Origin of the sequence: Rhodococcus sp. WS1, from assembly GCF_003797745.1 — a bacterium.
GTDB lineage: Bacteria > Actinomycetota > Actinomycetes > Mycobacteriales > Mycobacteriaceae > Rhodococcus_F > Rhodococcus_F erythropolis.
In genome coordinates, this window is the sequence record NZ_RKLZ01000002.1 from 1,131,062 (window position 1) to 1,150,474 (window position 19,413).

22 protein-coding genes are annotated in these 19,413 nt (G+C 61.8%); 10 read left to right on the forward strand and 12 right to left on the reverse strand.

The window, feature by feature from the left end:
- Positions 1-12 precede the first annotated feature (12 nt).
- The gene (locus EEB12_RS17750) at positions 13-624 is read right to left on the reverse strand and encodes a TetR/AcrR family transcriptional regulator (protein ID WP_019745762.1); all 612 of its coding nucleotides are present in this window, start codon (positions 622-624) and stop codon (positions 13-15) included.
- Positions 625-731: 107 nt separating this feature from the next.
- Here EEB12_RS17750 and EEB12_RS17755 point away from each other — a divergent pair, with 107 nt between their 5' ends.
- The 9 genes from EEB12_RS17755 (at position 732) to paaK (ending at position 8,384) form a co-directional block, all read left to right on the forward strand.
- The gene (locus tag EEB12_RS17755) at positions 732-1,460 is read left to right on the forward strand and encodes an enoyl-CoA hydratase/isomerase family protein (protein WP_029537162.1); all 729 of its coding nucleotides are present in this window, start codon (positions 732-734) and stop codon (positions 1,458-1,460) included.
- The gene (locus EEB12_RS17760) at positions 1,457-2,314 is read left to right on the forward strand and encodes a 3-hydroxyacyl-CoA dehydrogenase family protein (RefSeq protein WP_141488237.1); all 858 of its coding nucleotides are present in this window, start codon (positions 1,457-1,459) and stop codon (positions 2,312-2,314) included. The genes EEB12_RS17755 and EEB12_RS17760 overlap by 4 nt, the downstream gene beginning before the upstream one ends.
- 27 nt (positions 2,315-2,341) lie before the next feature.
- Positions 2,342-3,127 carry an enoyl-CoA hydratase/isomerase family protein gene (locus EEB12_RS17765; protein ID WP_141488238.1) on the forward strand — a complete coding sequence of 262 codons (786 nt, stop codon included), beginning with the start codon at positions 2,342-2,344 and terminating at the stop codon, positions 3,125-3,127.
- A 92-nt stretch (positions 3,128-3,219) separates the two neighbouring features.
- Complete coding sequence (gene paaA / locus EEB12_RS17770; protein ID WP_007730621.1) at positions 3,220-4,188, forward strand: 1,2-phenylacetyl-CoA epoxidase subunit PaaA; 969 nt, start codon at positions 3,220-3,222, stop codon at positions 4,186-4,188.
- On the forward strand, positions 4,185-4,502 hold the full coding sequence (gene paaB / locus EEB12_RS17775) for a 1,2-phenylacetyl-CoA epoxidase subunit PaaB (protein WP_020909477.1): 318 nt from the start codon (positions 4,185-4,187) through the stop codon (positions 4,500-4,502). The genes paaA and paaB overlap by 4 nt, the downstream gene beginning before the upstream one ends.
- 28 nt (positions 4,503-4,530) lie before the next feature.
- Positions 4,531-5,448 carry a 1,2-phenylacetyl-CoA epoxidase subunit PaaC gene (gene paaC / locus EEB12_RS17780; protein ID WP_007730623.1) on the forward strand — a complete coding sequence of 306 codons (918 nt, stop codon included), beginning with the start codon at positions 4,531-4,533 and terminating at the stop codon, positions 5,446-5,448.
- A gap of 50 nt (positions 5,449-5,498) precedes the next feature.
- Positions 5,499-5,957, forward strand: coding sequence for a 1,2-phenylacetyl-CoA epoxidase subunit PaaD (paaD, locus tag EEB12_RS17785; RefSeq protein WP_046380078.1), 459 nt, complete (start codon positions 5,499-5,501; stop codon positions 5,955-5,957).
- 4 nt (positions 5,958-5,961) lie between these two features.
- Entirely contained in the window at positions 5,962-7,041 is a 1,080-nt protein-coding gene (gene paaE, locus EEB12_RS17790) for a 1,2-phenylacetyl-CoA epoxidase subunit PaaE (RefSeq protein WP_070795522.1), read from the forward strand.
- 41 nt (positions 7,042-7,082) lie between these two features.
- Positions 7,083-8,384, forward strand: a complete 1,302-nt coding sequence (gene paaK, locus EEB12_RS17795; protein ID WP_019745754.1) for a phenylacetate--CoA ligase PaaK — start codon at positions 7,083-7,085, stop codon at positions 8,382-8,384.
- Between the two features lie 2 nt (positions 8,385-8,386).
- Here the strand turns inward: paaK and EEB12_RS17800 are convergent, their stop codons facing one another.
- The 11 genes from EEB12_RS17800 to EEB12_RS17850 form a co-directional block, all read right to left on the reverse strand.
- Complete coding sequence (locus EEB12_RS17800) at positions 8,387-9,010, reverse strand: LysE family translocator (RefSeq protein ID WP_019745753.1); 624 nt, start codon at positions 9,008-9,010, stop codon at positions 8,387-8,389.
- A 92-nt stretch (positions 9,011-9,102) separates the two neighbouring features.
- Positions 9,103-10,296, reverse strand: coding sequence for a globin domain-containing protein (locus tag EEB12_RS17805; protein ID WP_020971120.1), 1,194 nt, complete (start codon positions 10,294-10,296; stop codon positions 9,103-9,105).
- 31 nt (positions 10,297-10,327) lie between these two features.
- Complete coding sequence (locus tag EEB12_RS17810) at positions 10,328-10,777, reverse strand: RrF2 family transcriptional regulator (RefSeq protein WP_003943059.1); 450 nt, start codon at positions 10,775-10,777, stop codon at positions 10,328-10,330.
- 118 nt (positions 10,778-10,895) lie between these two features.
- The gene (gene galK, locus EEB12_RS17815; RefSeq protein WP_141488239.1) at positions 10,896-12,026 is read right to left on the reverse strand and encodes a galactokinase; all 1,131 of its coding nucleotides are present in this window, start codon (positions 12,024-12,026) and stop codon (positions 10,896-10,898) included.
- Positions 12,026-13,126, reverse strand: coding sequence for a galactose-1-phosphate uridylyltransferase (gene galT / locus EEB12_RS17820; protein WP_046379468.1), 1,101 nt, complete (start codon positions 13,124-13,126; stop codon positions 12,026-12,028). The genes galK and galT overlap by 1 nt, the downstream gene beginning before the upstream one ends.
- A complete protein-coding gene (locus EEB12_RS17825; protein WP_020909470.1) occupies positions 13,123-13,749 on the reverse strand; it encodes an SMI1/KNR4 family protein in 627 nt (208 codons plus the stop codon). The genes galT and EEB12_RS17825 overlap by 4 nt, the downstream gene beginning before the upstream one ends.
- 21 nt (positions 13,750-13,770) lie before the next feature.
- Entirely contained in the window at positions 13,771-14,355 is a 585-nt protein-coding gene (locus EEB12_RS17830; RefSeq protein WP_019745748.1) for a TetR/AcrR family transcriptional regulator, read from the reverse strand.
- Entirely contained in the window at positions 14,352-15,401 is a 1,050-nt protein-coding gene (locus EEB12_RS17835; RefSeq protein WP_141488240.1) for a saccharopine dehydrogenase family protein, read from the reverse strand. Before EEB12_RS17835 ends, EEB12_RS17830 begins: the two co-directional genes overlap by 4 nt.
- A 54-nt stretch (positions 15,402-15,455) precedes the next feature.
- Positions 15,456-15,809, reverse strand: coding sequence for a VOC family protein (locus tag EEB12_RS17840; RefSeq protein ID WP_020971115.1), 354 nt, complete (start codon positions 15,807-15,809; stop codon positions 15,456-15,458).
- A 106-nt stretch (positions 15,810-15,915) separates the two neighbouring features.
- Positions 15,916-16,650 (reverse strand): signal peptidase I, encoded by a 735-nt coding sequence (gene lepB / locus EEB12_RS17845; RefSeq protein WP_020909466.1) that lies wholly within the window; start codon positions 16,648-16,650, stop codon positions 15,916-15,918.
- Positions 16,651-16,783: 133 nt separating this feature from the next.
- On the reverse strand, positions 16,784-17,308 hold the full coding sequence (locus EEB12_RS17850; protein WP_141488241.1) for a transglycosylase family protein: 525 nt from the start codon (positions 17,306-17,308) through the stop codon (positions 16,784-16,786).
- A gap of 593 nt (positions 17,309-17,901) precedes the next feature.
- Between EEB12_RS17850 and EEB12_RS17855 the strand changes: the two genes are divergently transcribed.
- Complete coding sequence (locus tag EEB12_RS17855) at positions 17,902-19,413, forward strand: anion permease (RefSeq protein ID WP_141488242.1); 1,512 nt, start codon at positions 17,902-17,904, stop codon at positions 19,411-19,413.

A 19,413-nucleotide genomic window follows, 5' to 3' on the forward strand; every position in this document is an offset into this window, starting at 1 on the left:
AACTGCCTGGAATCAGGCCTTGCGAAGTCCGTCGAAAGTGACGGCGACGACCGCGTCGGCAATGTCGGAGACGGACTCGCCCGCTCGGGGTTTGTACCACTCGATCAGTGAGTTGACGGTGCCGAACATCAGCTTGCTGGCGAGGGCCGGTTCGATGTCCGGGCGCAGGTCTCCCTCCGCTGCGGCGGACGAGACGAGGCCTCCGACAAAGTTGTCGAATTCGCGTCGACGGGCGAGTGCGGCCCGCTCGACCGTCGTGTTGCCGCGGACGCGCAGGAGCAGGGTGACGTACGGAAGCTCTGCGACCAGCACCTCTACGCTGCGCCGGACCAGGTATTCGAGCCGGTCGATGTACGGACCGGTGGTGGCGCCTTCTTCGGTCGTGACCGCAAACAGGGCGTTGAGTGCACGCGAAAGTGCGAGTTCGAGAAGTTCCGACTTGCCGGACACGTGGTGGTAGATCGAGGACTTCGTGATGCCGAGCTTCTTGGCGAGCACCTCCATGCTGGCGCCGTCGTAGCCCTTGTCGTTGAACACCTTTACAGCCACGGCTAAGAGCGAATCGAGGTCGTAGCCGGGACGTCCGGGGAGGCCGGTGCGTCGAGTGGGGCGTGCCGTAGTCATGCCCCCATCTTCTCAGTTCGGGCAAAGCTGTGCACCAACCTCGTTTTCACCCTTGCCAAACGACCGAATGTTCGGTTATTAATGTAAGAGAGCGAGAAGGAGCGAATGTGAACACCCTGCACGTGGACGAGCGCGAGGATCGCGTCGTGGTCACCCTCGACAGGCCCGCGCAACGCAACGCGATCAACGCGGAAATGATCGACGAACTGCATCAGGTTTGTGGACGCCTCGAACGGGATCCGAAGCTGCTCCTGCTTGCCGGGCGCGGAGACCACTTCGCGGGCGGCGCTGACATCGCGGAGCTCCGAGCGCGCGGACGAGAGGAAGCGTTTGCGGGTATCAACCGGACCCTGTTCGACCGTATCGGAAAGCTCCCGCTGCCCACCGTGGCCGCCGTGAGCGGCTATGCGCTCGGCGGCGGGGCAGAGTTGACCTACGCCTGTGACATTCGCGTCGCGACAACGACGGCGGTCTTCGGTAATCCCGAGCCCAATCTCGGCATAATGGCAGCCGCCGGCGCCAGCTATCGGCTGCCGAAGCTCGTCGGAGTCTCGATCGCGAAGCAAGTGCTCCTCGGTGCCAGGAACCTCGACGCCGAGCAGGCGCTACGAGCGGGCCTGGTTGTCGAGGTGACCGAACCGAACTGCCATGTCGATGCAGCGCATCGGCTGCTCGACCGTATTTCCCGACTGTCCCCGCTGGCACTGCGATTGACGAAGATCATCGTCGACGCGCCGGGATCGCATCCGTTTGCCGACGACATCGCCCAAGCTGTCCTGTTCGAGAGTTCGGACAAGCACGATCGCATGACGGCCTTCCTGGAGAAGAAATCATGACTGAAGCAGTTGCACCGAAGACCGTCGGAGTCATCGGCGGTGGACGTATGGGTGCAGGTATCGCCCAGGTGTTCGCCGGTCTCGGCGGGGCGGTCACCATCGCGGAGAGCGGCGACTCCGAGGCAGCGTTACAGCGTGTTTCCACCGGCCTCGACCGCGCCCACGAGCGAGGGAAACTCGGCGACCAGGATCCCGCGACGGTCCTCGCGCGCGTGAGCGTCGTAGGCGCAGTGAGCTCCTTACCCCCGTCGCTCGACCTGATCGTCGAGGCGGTCCCGGAAATTGCGGCCCTCAAGGTCGAGGTGCTCGCCGCTGCGGAAACCGTTGCCGGAGAACGCACCGTGATCGCCAGCAACACCAGTTCCATGTCGATCGCCGAACTCGGCGCAGCGCTGACGGATCCGAGCCGGTTCATCGGTATGCACTTCTTCAATCCAGTCCCGGCGTCGCTGTTGGTCGAGATCGTCCGGGCGCCTCAGACCCGCCCCGAGGTTGTCGACTCGGTACGGGCATGGGTGTCGATGCTCGGCAAGGCCGAGGTGCTCGTCAACGACTCACCTGGTTTTGCAACCAGCCGGCTTGGCGTCGGTCTCGGGCTCGAAGCCATCCGCATGCTCGAAGAAGGTGTGGCGGACGCGGAATCGATCGACCGGGCCATGGAATTGGGGTACCGGCATCCGATGGGGCCGCTTCGTTCGACAGACCTGGTCGGGTTGGATGTGCGCCTGGCGATCGCCGAACACCTCGCGAGCACTCTCGGTGATCGATTTACTCCTCCAGCATTGCTGCGAGAGAAGGTGGCTCGCGGCGAGTTGGGGCGCAAGACGGGACAGGGTTTTCACACATGGAGCTGAACCGAACTGCCTGCGAAAGGAACATCGATGACTGACGTGATCCGCTTGGAGATCGAGCGAGGTTTGGCGACAATCACTCTCGACCGGCCTGAGGCAGCCAATGCCGTCAACGGCGAAATGAAGTCTCAGCTGCTCGAAGCGTTGCTGCAGGTCCGCGCGGACGCAGGCGTTCGAGCGGTGTTGATTCTCGCCGAAGGCAAGAACTTCTGCGTCGGTCAGGATCTGGGCGAGCACGCGACAGCGTTGGATGCTGATCCGGCGCACGCGATGGATACCGTCGCCGCGCACTACAACCCCATCGTCACGGCGCTGTCGACGCTCTCTGTCCCGGTAGTGGTGGGTATCGGTGGGGCCTGCGTCGGGGCCGGGTTGGGGATCGCGTTGGCCGGAGACATCCGGGTCGTGGGGGCTCGCGCGAGCTTTGCGACGGCATTCACCGGCATCGGTCTGGCCAGTGACTCCGGGCTCAGTCATGCGCTCGTGCACGCGCTCGGACCTAGCCGTGCCAGTGGCCTGATGTTGCTCGGCGACAAGTTCGACGCGCAGAGCGCACTGGAGTGGGGCTTGGTTCATCGCGTGGTGGCCGACGAGGACGTCGCAGCTGAGGCTCGGGTACTTGCCCGTCGACTTGCCGACGGACCCACCGCGGCCTTCGCTCACGTGAAATCGCTGATCCGTGCCGTTGCTCCTGGGCTTTCCCAGGCGCTGGAGGCGGAGGCGAACGCGCAGGTGGAGCTGGGTTCCACGGCAGATCATCAAGGCGCGGTCACGGCTTTCCTGTCGAAGCAGAAGCCGGTTTTCGAGGGCCGCTGATTTCTGGTGCGTCGAAAGATTCTCTTGTGCGCTGGGACACCTCGGTGCATACTAGTTACCAACCGATCATTCGGTAATAAAAGGTAGGTACGATGACCAACGTGGAAGCTCCACAAGACCTGCAGAACCTGTTCGACGAGACGATCGCGGCAGACCAGCGCATCGAGCCTCGCGACTGGATGCCGGACGGCTACCGCAAGACTCTGATTCGTCAGGTTGCCCAGCATGCGCACTCCGAGATCATCGGAATGCAGCCCGAGGGAAACTGGCTCACCCGTGCGCCTTCGTTGCGACGCAAGGCGATCTTGATGGCGAAGGTCCAGGACGAGGCCGGGCACGGTCTGTATCTCTACTCCGCGGCCGAGACGCTCGGTGCCGATCGTGGCGATCTGACCACCAAACTGATCGAGGGAAAGCAGAAGTACTCCTCGATCTTCAACTATCCGACGCTGACCTACGCCGACGTGGGTGTGATCGGCTGGCTTGTCGACGGAGCCGCTATCTGCAATCAGGTTCCGCTGTGCCGCAGCTCCTTCGGGCCGTATGCGCGCGCGATGATCCGTGTGTGCAAGGAGGAATCGTTCCATCAGCGGCAAGGCTTCGAGTTGTTGGCGACAATGATGCGCGGCACGGAAGCTCAACGTGCGATGGTGCAGGAAGCCGTCGACCGATGGTGGTGGCCCGCTCTGATGATGTTCGGACCGCCGGACGACGAATCGCCGAACACCGAGCAGTCGATGAAGTGGCGCATCAAGCGGCACACGAACGACGAACTGCGGCAGCGATTCGTGGACATGTCGATACCGCAGGCCGAGATACTCGGTGTGACCTTCCCTGATCCCGACCTGCGCTGGAACCCCGAGCGTGGCGCACACGATTTCGGCGAGCCGGACTGGAGCGAATTCATGGATGTGGTCCGCGGCAACGGAGCGGCGAGCGTCGAGCGGATCACCAATCGGAAAGCCGCACACGATAACGGGGCCTGGGTTCGCGACGCCGCCTACGCCTTTGCACAGCGCGAGAGACTCGCGCACGATCGCACGACTGGGGAAACATCATGAGCGAGAACGATCAGGTACAGGGCGATCAGGTGCGGGGCGAATGGCCTTTGTACGAGGTATTTCTGAGGGGAAAGCGCGGACTGAACCACGTGCATGTCGGATCCCTGCGCGCGGCAGACGACCAGATGGCGCTACGCCACGCGCGCGACGTCTACACCAGACGTAACGAAGGCGTGAGTATCTGGGTCGTGCCATCCGCGAAAATCGTGGCTTCGAGTCCGGCAGAAAAGGATCCGTTCTTCGCGCCGAGCGGCGACAAGGTCTACCGGCACCCGACCTTCTACGACATCCCGGACTCCGTTCCCCACATGTGAGAATCACTTCGACTTCGAGGACCAACAGATGAACGATCACGACAGTGCCTACGACGGCCTGGTCGACGGTGACGGCCACGGTCAGTGGGCGTTCGGAACCAGCTTCGACGACCCCCTCGCCGGAGTCGACACCACGGTGCCCGGCGACGTCGATCTCGGTGCGCTGGCGCGCTACTGCCTCATGCTCGGTGACGACGCGCTCGTCAGTTCGCAACGACTCGCCGAATGGTCCACGCGAGCACCGGAACTCGAAGAAGAGGTAGCTCTCGCCAACGTCGGCCTGGACTTGATCGGGCAGGCCAGGCTGCTGCTGGCTCGCGCGGCAGCAGCCGATTCCACTGTGGTTCCGTTCATCTCGGATACGTCGCCGGTGCCGGCCGAAGATGCGCTCGCCTTCTTTCGTGATCAGTTCGGGTTCCGCAACGTGAGACTGGTGGAACTCGCCAACGGCGACTTCGCGCACACGGTCGTTCGGCTACTCGTGTTCTCGACCTGGCGGCTGGCGCTGTTCGATCGGCTGCGCATGTCGCGCGATCCGGTTCTCGCAGCTGTGGCGAACAAAGGTGTCAAGGAACTGACCTATCACCGCGACTACGCGGCAAGATGGGTCGTCACCTTGGGCGCCGGCACGGCAGAATCCAAGCGTCGGACGGCCGACGCCCTGCTCGAGATCTTCCCGTTCGTGGACGAACTCTTTGTTCCCACCCAGGACGAACTCGTTTTGGCAGAAGTTGGCGTCGGAGTGGATCCGCGTACTGTTCGGCCGGAGTTCGACGCTGTTCTTGCCCAGGTCCTCCATGCGGCCGAAATGGAAGAGCCCCCTTCACGTTTCTCCGGTTTCGTCGGCGGCCGCGGTGGACGTGCCGGACTGCACACCGGGGCGCTGGGACTACTTCTTGCCGAAATGCAGAGCGTCGCTCGGGAGCACCCGGAAGGGGTGTGGTGACCGTGGCTGCCACCACCGTCTCTTCCGCGCAGGAGATCGTCGCCTCGGTGATGGATCCGGAGATGCCATTGCTTACTCTGGCCGACCTCGGCGTCATCCGATCGGTCGACGTCGAAGCGAACTTCGTCTGTGTGACAATCACTCCCACCTATTCTGGGTGTCCCGCGATGGCGACGATGCGAGACGACATCGAGCACAAGCTGAACGATGCGGGCTACGGCAGCGTCCGGATCAAGACTCAACTGTCGCCGCCTTGGAGTTCGGATTGGATCAGCGAAGAGGGGCTCGCGAAACTTCGGACGGCTGGGTACTCGGTGCCGGGGGCAGCGCCGCGCCGCACCTCGGGGCCGATCGCATTGACGTTGACGGCCAAGCCCCGCGACATCCTCTGCCCCCAGTGCGGTTCGGCAAACACCAGACTGAGTTCGGAATTCGGTGCGACCCTGTGCAAAGCGCTGTATCGCTGCCTCGACTGCCTCGAGCCGTTCGATCACGTGAAGGAGATCTGAACAGATGAGTACCGCAACGACGAACCGGAACAAACCATTTCACCCGTTGACGGTCGCCGGTGTCGAATCACTGTGCGACGACGCAGTTGCCGTCACCTTCGACGTGCCTGCCGATATCGCCGATCAATTCGATTTCGGCGCCGGGCAGTCACTGACACTGCGGCGGATGATCGACGGCGTCGAACACCGTCGTTCCTACTCGATCTGTGCACCGGTAGGGGCGTCTCCACGTGTGGGGGTCCGCGAAGTAGCAGACGGACTCTTCTCCACCTGGTTGGTGCGCGACGTCAAGGCCGGGGATCAAATCGACGTCCAGGGCCCCTCGGGCAATTTTGTCGCCGATCCGGCATTGGGTGGACGGCACGTTCTGATCGCGGCGGGCTCCGGCATCACGCCCATGCTCTCCATCGCTGCAACACTTTTGGCGAACCCCGAGGCCGATGTCACCCTGCTGTACGGGAACAGGCGTACTCGTTCGGTGATGTTCGCCGAAGAAATCGCCGACCTGAAGGACCGGTACGGTGCACGCCTGGACGTCATTCACGTTCTCTCTCGCGAGCCGCGGGAGGTCGAGTTGTTCTCGGGCCGTCTCGACGCCGACCGTTTGCGTGAGATCTTCACCTCTCTCGTGCCGTGCGACCAAGTCGACGGCTTCTGGTTGTGTGGCCCCTTCGGGATGGTCAACGACGCCCAGGAAGTGCTGGCCGGCTTGGGAATTGCCAAGGATCGCATCCATCACGAGCTGTTCTACGTCGACGACGTCGCTCCGCCGGTCGCAGTGCATCGTGAGCGCGGAATTGTCGGACCGAGCAGCGAGGTGACTATTACTCTCGACGGTCGATCGACCACCGCGACGTTGCCACGCGACCAGTCGATTCTCGATGCGGCTGAACAGTACCGCTCGGATCTGCCCTTTGCCTGCAAGGGCGGAGTGTGCGGAACCTGCCGCGCCAAGGTCACCTGCGGTGATATCGAGATGCGCAGGAACTACGCACTCGAAGACTACGAAGTCGACGCGGGTTTCGTGCTGACCTGCCAGACCTTTCCTGTCGGTGAACAGATAACAGTCGATTTCGACGCCTGACCGCCCGCACAGCGCCCTCACTGAGCCCACCGGAGACAATCATGACCGAACTCGCCACTGCTACTTCGCAAGAAATCGAATTTGCCAGCCGGGACCGCATTTCGACGCTCCAACTCGAGCGGATGCAATGGTCACTGATGCACGCGTACACCAATGTTCCGCACTACCGCAAAGCTTTCGACGACGCCGGCGTCCACCCGAGCGACTTGAAGGATCTGAGCGATCTCGCGAAGTTCCCCTTCACCACCAAAGCGGATCTGCGTGAGAACTATCCGTTCAAGATGTTTGCGGTGCCCCAGGACAAGGTCTCGCGAATTCACGCGTCTTCGGGGACCACCGGTCGCCCGACGGTGGTGGGGTACACGAGCAACGACCTGAACAACTGGGCCGATCTCATCGCGCGTAGTCTCTCGGCCGGCGGCGTGCGGTCTTCGGACAAGGTGCACGTGGCTTACGGGTACGGTCTGTTCACCGGCGGGTTGGGAGCACACTACGGTGCGGAGCGTTTGGGCTGCACGGTCATTCCCATGTCCGGTGGCATGACCGAGCGGCAGATCCAACTGATCGAGGACTTCGAACCCGACGCGATCATGGTGACGCCGTCGTACATGTTGACCATCGTGGATGCGATGATCAAGAAGGGTATTGATCCTTCGAAAACCTCGCTGCGGGTTGGAGTTTTCGGAGCGGAGCCGTGGACCGAACAGATGCGTACCGAGCTCGAACAACAACTCGACATGCACGCCGTCGACATCTACGGACTCTCCGAGATCATGGGCCCGGGCGTGGCAATGGAATGTGTGGAAACCAAAGACGGGCTCCATATCTGGGAAGACCACTTCTACCCGGAGATCATCGACCCGGTCACGGGTGAGGTGCTGCCGGACGGAGAGGAAGGTGAGCTCGTTTTCACCTCGCTCACCAAGGAAGCGCTGCCTATCATTCGCTACCGAACCAGGGACCTGACCCGTCTGTTGCCCGGGACGGCGCGCTCGATGCGACGGATGCAGAAGGTCACCGGCCGGACCGACGACATGATCATCCTGCGTGGGGTCAATCTGTTCCCCACACAGATCGAAGAACTGATCCTGACGGTCCCCGCCCTCGCGCCTCAATTCCAGTGTGTGCTGGAGCGTCCGGGTCGTATGGACACCCTGACAGTTCGCGTCGAGGCTCGCCCAGACGCGGCAATTTCGGACCATGCGGCAGCGTCGTCTGCATTGCAGAAGCTGGTGAAGAACAAGATCGGTGTCACGGTCGAGGTAAACGTTCTCGAACCCGGCGGACTCGAACGCTCGATCGGTAAAGCGCGTCGGCTGATCGACCAACGCCCGAAGGACTGAAATTACTCCAGGGCCATGCGGGTGGCGAAGATTCCGAGAATGCCACCAGCTAGCCACTTCTGAGCCCGCATCCACACCGGACGTGCCACGAGGAAGGTCGACACGGCCGCCGCACAGCACACGATCAACGCGTTGACGGTGACTGCGACCAGGATCTGCACGCCGCCGAGTACGAGTGCCTGTTGCCAGACCGGGCCCGCAGTGGGATCGACGAACTGGGGGATCAGGGCCGCGTACATCAGCGCAATCTTGGGATTGAGCAGATTGGTGGTCAACCCCATCCCGAACAGACGGCCGCTACCGTGGCGGTCGACTTCGCCCACCTCGAAGGCGGACTTTCCACCTGGTCGGAGCGTCGACCAGGCGAGATAGGCCAGATACAGGGCGCCGCCGATTTTCACCGCGGTGAACACCGTGGGTACGGCGAAGAGAACCGCTGTCAGTCCAGCGCACGTGGCGGCGAGGTAGACCAGGAAACCGGTTGCGACTCCGCCGAGCGAGATCAAGCCTGCCCGGCGGCCCTGGCTGATGCTGCGTGACACCAGGTAGATCATGTTGGGGCCCGGTGTCAGAACCATCGCCAGGGCTATCAGCGCGACTCCCGTCATCGACGCTGACGTGATCATGTCGGTCTCCCACTACTCGGTACGTATGTTCCGTCGAGTACACAAGGGATTACCGTGGCGCGCCAAGGTCCAGTTCGCAGGCAGTGGTCCGCTCAGGTGTTGGCCCAGCTGTCGGGCCCGAATACCTCGTAGTGGATATTCTGCGCCGGGACGTCCCTTTCGAGCAACGATGCGCGCATCGCCAACATGAACGGCATCGGCCCGCAGAGGAAGGCTTGGGTATCGGGCTCCACTGCAATGTCTTGCAAATCCGCCCGTCCTTCGTGAACAGATCCGAACGCCACGTGCGTGCCGAGATCCTCGTACCAACGATGCAAAGTTGCGGCGGGAATCTTGTCGACGAGTGTGCTGAGTTCCGCGCGGTGAGCATGGTCCGCGATGGATCGATCAGCATGAATGACAGAGACCGAACGCTCGGCGCCGGTGTCCACGAGATGATTGAGCATCCCGATCATCGGTGTGCAACCGATTCCGGCCGACGCGAGTAGGAGAGGTGAGTTGTCATCCGGCATGGTGAGATCACCGAAAGGCGTGGTGACGGAGAGTTCCTGACCTTCGAATACGTTGTTGTAGAGGAAGTTCGACACTTCGCCATCAGGAGTACCGGAGATTCGCTTGACGCTGATCCGCCAGTCTGCGCTGCTCGGTATCGAACACAGGCTGTATTGGCGGATCTGGCGAGCGCCGTCGGGCAGCGTAACCCCGACCGAAAGATACTGTCCGGGTGCGAAGGTGGGGAGTGCACTGCCGTCGAGCGAAGTGAGCGTCAGGGAGACGGTATCGGCGGACTGAAGAACTCGTTCGCTGATCCTGACCGTGCGCCAGACGTCACCGGCGTCGACGCCGGCGAGTTGGTAGAGGCCACGCTCCATCGTGATGAGGGTTTCCGCCATCAGCCAGTAGACCTCGTCCCAGGCTGCTGCGACGTCGGGAGTGACTGCATCGCCTAGTATTTCGACGATCGCGGCAAAGAGGTGTTCGTGCACGATTGCGTACTGGTCGGGCGTGATTCCCAGCGACGCATGCTTGTGGGCGATACGTGAGAGTATGAGATCGACCTTGGCGCTGTCCGGCTCGAGCTGAAGCGTCGCGAATGCCGCGATGGCGCCGGCGAGAGCCTTCTGCTGTTCGCCCTGTTTCTGATTGCCGCGATTGAACAAATCACGTTCGAGTTCAGGATGTGCGTCGAACATCTTGCGGTAGAACAGGGTTGTGATATCGCCGATGGCGGCGCCGACCACGGGAAGGGTGGCGCGAATGACCTCGGTTGACTGTGGGGAAAGCATGAGCTGCTCCGTTCGGTCGAAATTCGATTGATCAGCCTGCTTCGTCGCTCCGGGTGGTGAGGCGTAGCAGGACAGTTTTGGACGGCTGCCGGATGACGTCTTCGATCGTGACCGCGTCGAGTGAAACGAAAAACGCTTCCTGCGCTTCTCGCAAAGCGCTCCGAAGGAGGCAGCCGCCGCGCAGTGGGCACGGTTTGTCGCCTTCGCAGTCGACGACTTCACCCGGGCCTTCGAGGCGTCTGGCCAGCCAGCCGATGGTGGCGGTGCGGCCGAGTTCGGTGATGGAAAGCCCACCGCCGCGACCACGCCTGGTTGTGACGATGCCAAGCTCACCGAGCCGTGTAACCACCTTGGTGGCATGGGAGTACGACACGTTGAGCTGCTGCGCAACATCCCGGGTACTGGGGGAGGCATCCGCGTCGAGTACGGCCAACCGCATGACGACGCGCAATCCCAGATCGGTGAACTGCGTCAGTTGCATGATCTGAACCTACATAATTCGCATCTGAGATGACTATTTATGTGAGGGGGATCTCGAGGGTCCCAACCAGGGCGAACGGTACGTTCGGCGCCTCCAGTGCGCTGAACGTGCCGTTCGCTCAGAGTCGGGCGGCCGAACCCCCGGCAACGACGCCGAGAAAGTGGGGTGCTCGCCAACCTCGCGCCGCAAAGTCGCGGCTCACCGACGCGATGACCTCCGCATGACTTCCTTCCGGAACCAATGCGATGGCCGAACCTCCGAATCCGCCGCCGGTCATCCGCGCACCGATCGCGCCGCCGCGTCGTGCTGCGGCAACGGCGACGTCGAGTTCTTCACACGAGACCTCGAAGTCGTCGCGCAACGACGCGTGGGAGTTGTCGAACAGCTCGCCGACGTCGCTGAATCTGTTGCTGCGCAGAAGCTCTGCAGTCTTCCGTGTCCGTTCGATCTCGGTCACGACGTGCCGTGCCCGCGCCCGGAGGATCGGGTCTCGCACTGTCTCGGCTTGGTCTGCAGTAGCCTCTCGCAAGCTGCCGACGCCGATAGCTGCTGCTGCATCGACGCATTGAGAGCGTCGCAACCCGTACTGTCCGTCTGCGAGCGAGTGTTTGACCCGAGTGTCGATGACGATCAGTTCGTACCCCGCACCGTGGAGTTCGAAAGGGATGGGTTCGGTGGATCCGTCCAGGCAGTCCAACAGGAGCGCAGTCGAGGGTCGGGCAAAGAGGGCAATGGTTTGATCCATCCCACCGGTCGGTGCGCCGACGCCGTCGTTCTCCGCCCGGATGCATATCTGTACCAGCTCATCGCGGGTGAATGGTGAATCGTGAAGTTCATTGACGGCCAACGCAACCGAACAGGTGAGGGCAGCGGAACTCGACAGCCCGGCCCCGACCGGTACCGACGAGTCGACTGCCAGATCGATTCCTCCGAGCGGGAGGCCTCGGCGCGCAAGAGACCACAGAACGGCTGTGGGGTAGGCGGCCCATCCTGCTGCGATGTCGCCGAGGGGCCCGGTGTATGTCTCGTCGGATTGCCGACTGTGCACGCGGACGACCCCGTCGGTGCGCAGTGCGACGGCAACCAGCGTTCGCTGCTCGAGAGCGACCGGTAGGCACAATCCACCGTTGTAGTCCGTGTGTTCACCGATCAGGTTGACTCGACCGGGTGCCGCCCAGGCTCCGGTTGCCGGATAGTCATAGGCGTCGTGAAACTGTTGGAGCACAAATGGTTTCGAGACGGTATCCACTATTTCAACTCCCGTAGGCGGGCCGCGACTGCCTCAGGAATGGTGTCGTTCACCCAGGCGCCCATGGCGGACTCGGACCCGGCGAGGTATTTGAGCTTGCCTGGTGCGCGCAAGATCGAGAACAGCTGAAGATGCAGTCGACCCAGAGGTCGGTCGATGCGGACGGGAGCTTGGTGCCAGGCCGCGATGTACGGTACCCGATCGACGCCCGGATAGAAGCGATCGATACGGCGCAGGAGATCTTGGTAAACGACCGCAAGCTCTTCGCGCTCTTGATCGTTCAATGAGGGAAGGTCCGGGACGTCTCGGTGCGGTGCCAGGTGAATTTCGATGGGCCATCGTGCGGCGGTCGGGACGTAGGCGCTCCAGTGGTCGCCGTCGTAGATCAACCGGGTCCCGTCCTCGCGCTCGAACGCCAGAACATCGGCGAGCAGTGAGCGACCGGTGCGCTCGAAGTGTTTGTCCGCCTGCGTCAACATCGATCGGGTGCGTGACGTGACATACGGGTATGCGTAGATCTGTCCGTGCGGATGGGTGAGTGTCACCCCGATTTCTTCGCCGCGGTTCTCGAAGCAGAACACCTGTTCCACAACCGGATCCGCCGACAACTCCTCGGTCCGAGAGATCCATGCACCCACAATCGTACGCATGCGTTCGAGTGGAAGCTCGCCGACGGACGCCGTGTGATCGCTCGAGAAACACATCACTTCGCAGTGGCCGACAGCTGGGCGATCGCCCACACCGTCTCCTGGACCGTCAATGGCTTCCTCGGGTGCCGCTGCAAAACTCGGAAACCGATTCTCGAACACCGCGACGTCGTAGTCTCCGTCGGGTATCTCTGTGGGCGTGCGTGTTTCGTTTGTCGGGCACAATGGACATTCGGCGGCGGAGGGGAGATGTGTCCGTGTCATGCGATGCGAAGCCATGGTGATCCACTCCCCGGTGAGAACGTCGAACCTCATCCGAGACGAGTGGTCGAGAGCCGGCAATTCGCGGGAATCTCGCGCAGAGTGGGCGCGGGTACGGCCGGCATCGTCGAAGTAGAAGATCTGACGCCCGTCGGCGAGGGTACGACGGGTCGGATCCTGCTTGGGTGTCATGCGTCGACTTCCCATTCCAGAACACCCTTGCTGACAACGGGTTTCCAAACTCCGATCGTGGATCCTGTTTCCAACGCTGCGGCATGGGCGCCCAACATGACCGAGATGGACGCCCAGATCGGACCGCCGTTGTCAGTGGCGTCCGACGCATACTCGGTCACACAATGATGGAGTGCGCCGTTTCGTGTGTCCACGAAGTAGTGGTACTCGTCCAGTCCGGCAAAGGGAACGAACGAGGGGATGAACATGGTTGCGGCAGTGCCTGCGTCGCGTTGATCGTGTCGATCCATCTCGTCCTCGGCGTAGAGGTCCGGATTCTCGTAGATCGTCTCGTCCCACGTTTCGAGCAGAGTGAGTCGAACTTCGGTTGCGACGTCGATGGGGTAGAAGAACTTGTCGGGAAGCACGCTGCCGAGAAAGAGCCCGGTCCGGTCGTCGTGGGTCAGGCTGCCGTTGTGCACCCGATACAGCTCGCGAAGTTCCTGGGGCCACGTGACGCCGGTCGACGCTTCGAATTCCTCGATAACGGCGTCACCGAGCCCTGGCTGAAACGCTGCAGCCGTCACCGGTGCGTGTGTACGGCACCACGCTTCGATTCGGCTCCATTCGTTTGCAACGCTCATGGGCTTTACGATACGTCCGAGTCAGGACCCGTGAATCAGGTACTGCAGTGTGTCCACGAGCTTTCGGTCCGAAGCCTCGGACTTTCGGCCGGTGATTCCCGATCGGAGAATTGCGGAACCCTCGAGCAGGCTCACGATGGTCTGCGCTGCCGCGCCCAGGTCCGCCGCATCCAGATCCGGTTGTGCACACGCAACAGCGCGCTCTACGTGTGCGATGTACTGCGCGTAGAAGTCTCGAACCACGACCGCCACTTCTTGGTCCGCTGCGGCAATCGCCCATACTTCGACGTACAGACGCACCGTGGCCTGGTCGTCCTGTTCTCCGAGCAGGACTCCGATGAAGTGTTCGGATTCCTCACGGGAAAGACTCTGATCCGTATCCGTGACGACGGCAAGGCGATCCAGTGAGCGGGTCAATGCCCGTGACATGACTGCGCGGATGAGATCTGCACGGGTGGGGTAGTAGTGCTGCAGGTGCCCCACCCGCACTCCGGCTGCGGCTGCGAAATCGCGCATCGCCGAGTTGGCATTGCCCTGCGTGGCGAGGACCTGTTCTGCTGCGTCGAGAAGTGCTTCCGCGCGGGCGGCGCCCTTGGAGGGGGTCATGCCCGCAATACTGCCACCCCGAAGCTCTCCAACTCGGAGACGGTGCGGCGCGGGTTCGGAAGCGACTCGGGGAAAGCGACTCCAGGCTGGGCATCGTCGGCCAAGGCTTGTCTGACGGCAAGTGCGCCGCCCACCGCGGTGAGGTGAGCTTGGCCCTGCGGGTCGACGATTGTTGCGCTTGTCGTGCCGCTCGGGCCGGTGACGTCGATGCGTACTTGCGCGCTCCCGCCCTTGCCAGGCGAGTACAGGAGTCCGCGTCGTAGCGGTGTGAAGCGGTCGCCGCGACCCCAACGGAACAGACCCACCTTCTTGGCGGCGAGCAGCGCAGTTGTGGATGCGTGCGAACTGAAACCTATTCGAGTGCTGGCAGTTTCGGCGCCCAGGGTCATGGGGAACGTGAATTGTTCCGGAGTGTCGATTCTTCCGACCTTGGTGCGCGATCCGGGGAAGTCGACCCAGCGTGTATCCGTCAACGGGCTGACGGTGATCGGGTTTCCTTGCTGCATCACCTCGAAATCCTGGCCGAGACGATCAATGAAGTCGACGGAGTCGAGTCCGGCAATGTCGTTGACGTCGTAGCGAATCGAGACGTCGATCGTGCTCGCGCCACCTAGTTCCTCGGCCAGCGCTGCGGCGACGATATTGGTGACTCCGCCCATCCATCCAGACGACAGGTACACCGGTGCGCTCGGCGACTTCTGACCCGCCAGAGTGGCGGCGCGAGCGACGCGGGTTGTCCAGCGGGTGATGTCCACGTAGGGAACTCCGGCCTCGACGGCGGCGGACAGAACACGATCGTGGGGATCGTTGACCGTCGACACGACCGCGCGTACGGACGCGTCGAAGGGCGTCGGGTCGAGGAGGTCCCAGCGGCGGACGGAAGCGCCGTGACGGCTGGCCAGTTCGTTGCCGCGCTCGGGGGTGCGTCCGGTGAGGAGTAGTGGGAAGTCGGGGGCGAGCAAGGCGGTCAGGGCGCTGCCTACGGTTCCGTATCCGCCTGCCACGAGGATCGGGCCGTCGGCTGAATACTGCAATGAGTCGGTCATGCGCTCAACTCTAGGTCAAATGACCTAAAACGTCGAATGGAGTCTTTCCAGTGCTCAGTCCCGGTGTCGCACGATGTTGACGACGTTGCCGTCGGGTGCCCGGACGAGGAATCGGCGAACACCCCACTCTTCGGTCGTAATGGGGTGCACGATTTCGTAGCCGAGCCTTCGGGCCTCTTCGTAGGCGCCGTCGACGTCGTCCGTGTGGACGGAGATGACCGAGTCCTCGGCTGCAGTGGCGTCGTGCGTGACGAGTTGTACGTTCGCGCCGGTGTCGGGAGAGGTGTAGCGAGCGACCCACCCCATGTTGAACTCTTCGGTGCTCAGGCCGAGATAGTCGGAGTAGAAACTCTTGGCGGCTCCGACATCGGCGACTTTGAGATTGGCGGTGATGCGTCGTGCACGCATGTGGTTCTCCTACCCTCGGCAACAGATGTGCTCGATGATCGTCCGAAAGCGGAGTCATGTCGACTGTGCCGTCCGAAGATGCGGGCTAACTGGCTGATTCGATCTGTCACTGCGGATCGAACGAGCCCACGGTGCCCCACCGCGAGAAGGGAAGGACGATCAATTGAACCTTGCCGATGACGTTGTCGATCGGAACCGTTCCGCTGCGTTCGTCATCGAGATGGAAACGTGAATCCTTCGAATGGGCGCGGTTGTCGCCCATCACCCACAGGTTCCCGTCGGGAACCGTGACAGGCCCGAAATACCTTCCTTGACAAGAGGTACCGTTGCCCGGAATGCGATTGTCGATGTACGGCTCGGTCAGTGGCTTGTCATTCACTCGAAGCCCCTCTTCCTCGGACAGACACTGCACGGTTTGCCCACCGACCGCGATCACCCGCTTCACGAGATCGTTCTCGTCCGGCGGGACCAAACCGACGATGGATCCGAGTCCTTGAAGTGCCCGGACCACCGAGTTGTCCGATCGAATGGATTGATACTCGTCGTTCCAGGATTCGGGCCCCTTGAACACGACCACATCCCCAGGCTGTGGATCCCCGAATCTATAGCTGATTCTGTCGACGAAAATCTTGTCTCCCGTGCAGCCGGTGCATCCGTGAAGCGTCGGTTCCATGGACTCCGACGGGATCAGAAATATGCGTCCGACGAAGTTCTGAATGACAACACTCAGGACAAGTGCGACGACAACGAGGATGAGAATCTCACGCCACAGTGGACGTTTTCTCGGGTGATCAGCCGTCGTCGATTCAGTCGAGTCCTCGTGGGCGTCGGATTCCGTCACATTCCCGACAATAGATGGCGCAACCAGTCGGCGGCCCGATACCGACGTTCTCGATTCGAGGGTCTACTTTGTCGGCCGATTTGCTTCAGAATCGGATCACATCACCCACACGGATCTGGTCGGGATCGGCAATCTACGCATTCATGACCCAAACATCCTGCCAACGAATACCTTTCGCAGCGGCAAGGTTGAACAACGTATCGCCCTCGGAGACTGTCACCGTGTTTCCCGCTGTGCCAGGCTCGGCCGCGGCCGACGCTACCGTCGAGGGAGTCGGGGAGGTCGAATCAGGGGTGGTGCCGCCCCAACCTAGGTAAGCGCCGCATACCGGCCACGCGCCGATGCCTTGAGCTGAGAGGGTTGCTTCCGCGGCCGCGACCTGATCGGCTGTCGACGCCAAGTCGGCGCGAGTCGGTGCACCTGCCGGTTTGTATGCATCCCACGTCGACTGCGTGAATTGAAGTCCGCCGTAGAAGCCGTTGCCGGTGTTGATGTTCCAGTCGCCGGAACTCTCGCACATGGCCACCTGCGACCAGTCGTGCGCACTGGCTACGCCGGTGTTGACGATTGCGCCGCCAATTGTCAGAACGCCTGCTCCTGCGGCTATCGTGACGAATCGTTTGGTGTGGGGACGTTTGTTTTTCCGGTGGTTTCCCATGATATTTTCCTTGATCGGTCTGACGGGACAGCGATCTCGGCTCGGCGTGCGGCTCGAGTGTTCTGCTGCATATCGCGGTAGACGAAATCGTCAGTGCTGAAATGTGATTGAGGTGGACAGACTGTGAAGGTCTCGTCTCCAGATTGCAGTTCGGAGGCGTGACTAGATTCGCGGTCTCACACGCTTGCCGACAACGGCTCAATTACCCGGTTACATACCTGTTTTGTGGACCGACACAAAACGTCGGTGTACTCGGTGCTGAGCGGAAACAGGTAGTTGAACAGGCCATTCGACCCATGTGCAGACGAGCACCGATTGGCATGCTGAAACAACACCGAAACAGGGTCTCTCCGAGATTCAAGCTTGCGGCACGCCGGCGCCTCCTGTTGATCGATTGGCGCACCCTTATGAGGGAGATGTGTCGCGCCCCGGGCCGCTGTCTGCGCCCCGGGATGAGCCCTCCTGCGGAATCCAGAGAATCGGATACCGCAGGAGGGCATTCTCTCGACCTTCGATTGACCGCACGAAAACCGGACGTTTGGGGGACAATGATCTGGGGCGATCACCTGGGGCGAGAAGTCGAGGAGATGTACATGTCCGAGGCCAAATCCGAAAGCACCGAGTCTCTCGCTGGAACGACACCGCCGGCAAAGACACCGCCGGCCAACACACCGCCGACGGAGCCGTCGAAACAATCGGTGCTCAGGCGGTACTACCCGGCTGCGGTGCCCGTCATCCTCGGCTTGATCATCTTTTTCATGCCGGTTCCGGACGGTGTGGACCCCAAGGGCATGCACATGCTCGGAATCTTCGTCGGCACCATCGTGGCGTTGATTTTGCAACCCCTGCCGACGGGTTCGGTGGCGCTGGTGGGCCTGTCGATCGCCATGATCACCCAGACCGAGACGCCGACAGAAGCGTTGTCCGGCTTCAGTAACACCACGATCTGGCTGATCGTCGCGTCGTTCTTCATCGCCGAGGGCTTTCTGGTCACTGGGCTCGGCAAACGGGTTGCACTCATGTTCGTGACCAAACTCGGCAAGTCGAGCCTCGGATTGTCGTACGGAATGGCGTTGACGGACTTGATACTTGCTCCGGCGACACCGTCGAACACCGCCCGCGCCGGTGGCGTCGTCTATCCGATCATCGTCTCACTGAGCAAGTTGGAGGACTCCAATCCCGAGCCCGAGGACTCTCGCAAGAAGCTCGGAGCATATCTGCTGCTCACGTCGCTGCAAGTCAACGTCGTGACCTCCGCGATGTTCATCACCGCCATGGCGGGTAACCCCGTCGCCGTCGATGCGGCTGCCAAGATCGGCATCGACATCTCTTGGGGCAAATGGGCGCTGGCAGCATCGGTTCCGGGAATTGCAAGTCTCATCGCGATCCCGTGGGTGATGTCGAAGATCTTCCCGCCCACGATGTTGAAGACTCCGAAAGCGCCCGAGCAAGCCAGGGAGGAACTGCGCAAGGCAGGTCCGATCAGCCGCAACGAGAAGATCATGGCCGCCACCTTTGTTCTGCTGCTGGTGCTCTGGTGCCTGGGCTCGCAGCTCAACGTCAATGCCACTACAACAGCATTTGTCGGAATCGGCATCCTGTTGGTGACCAAGGTGCTGACGTGGAACAACCTGGTCCACGACACCGGGGCGTGGCAGACGCTCGTGTTCTTTGCCGTTCTGGTCGGTATGGCAAGCCATCTCGAAGAACTCGGCGTGATCTCGTGGATCGGAACCCAGGTCTCCTCGAGTGTCGACGGTTTGCCGTGGATCTGGGCTTTTGCGATCCTGACCTTGGTGTACTTCTACGCGCACTATCTGTTTGCGTCGAACACCGCGCAGATCGTCGCGATGTACGCGGTGTTTCTCGGCGCGGCGGTGGCAACCGGTGCACCGCCGCTGTTCTCAGCCCTGGTATTCGGCTTCATCGGCAGCCTGTTCGGCGGTATCTCGCACTACGCGTCCGGTCCGGCCGGAGTGATTTACGGTTCCGGATACATCAAGACCTCGGAATGGTTCCGAATCGGTTTCGTGATGAGCGTCGTGATCATCCTGATCTGGACGATCATCGGCGGCGCGTGGATGAAGCTGATCGGCGCCTGGTGA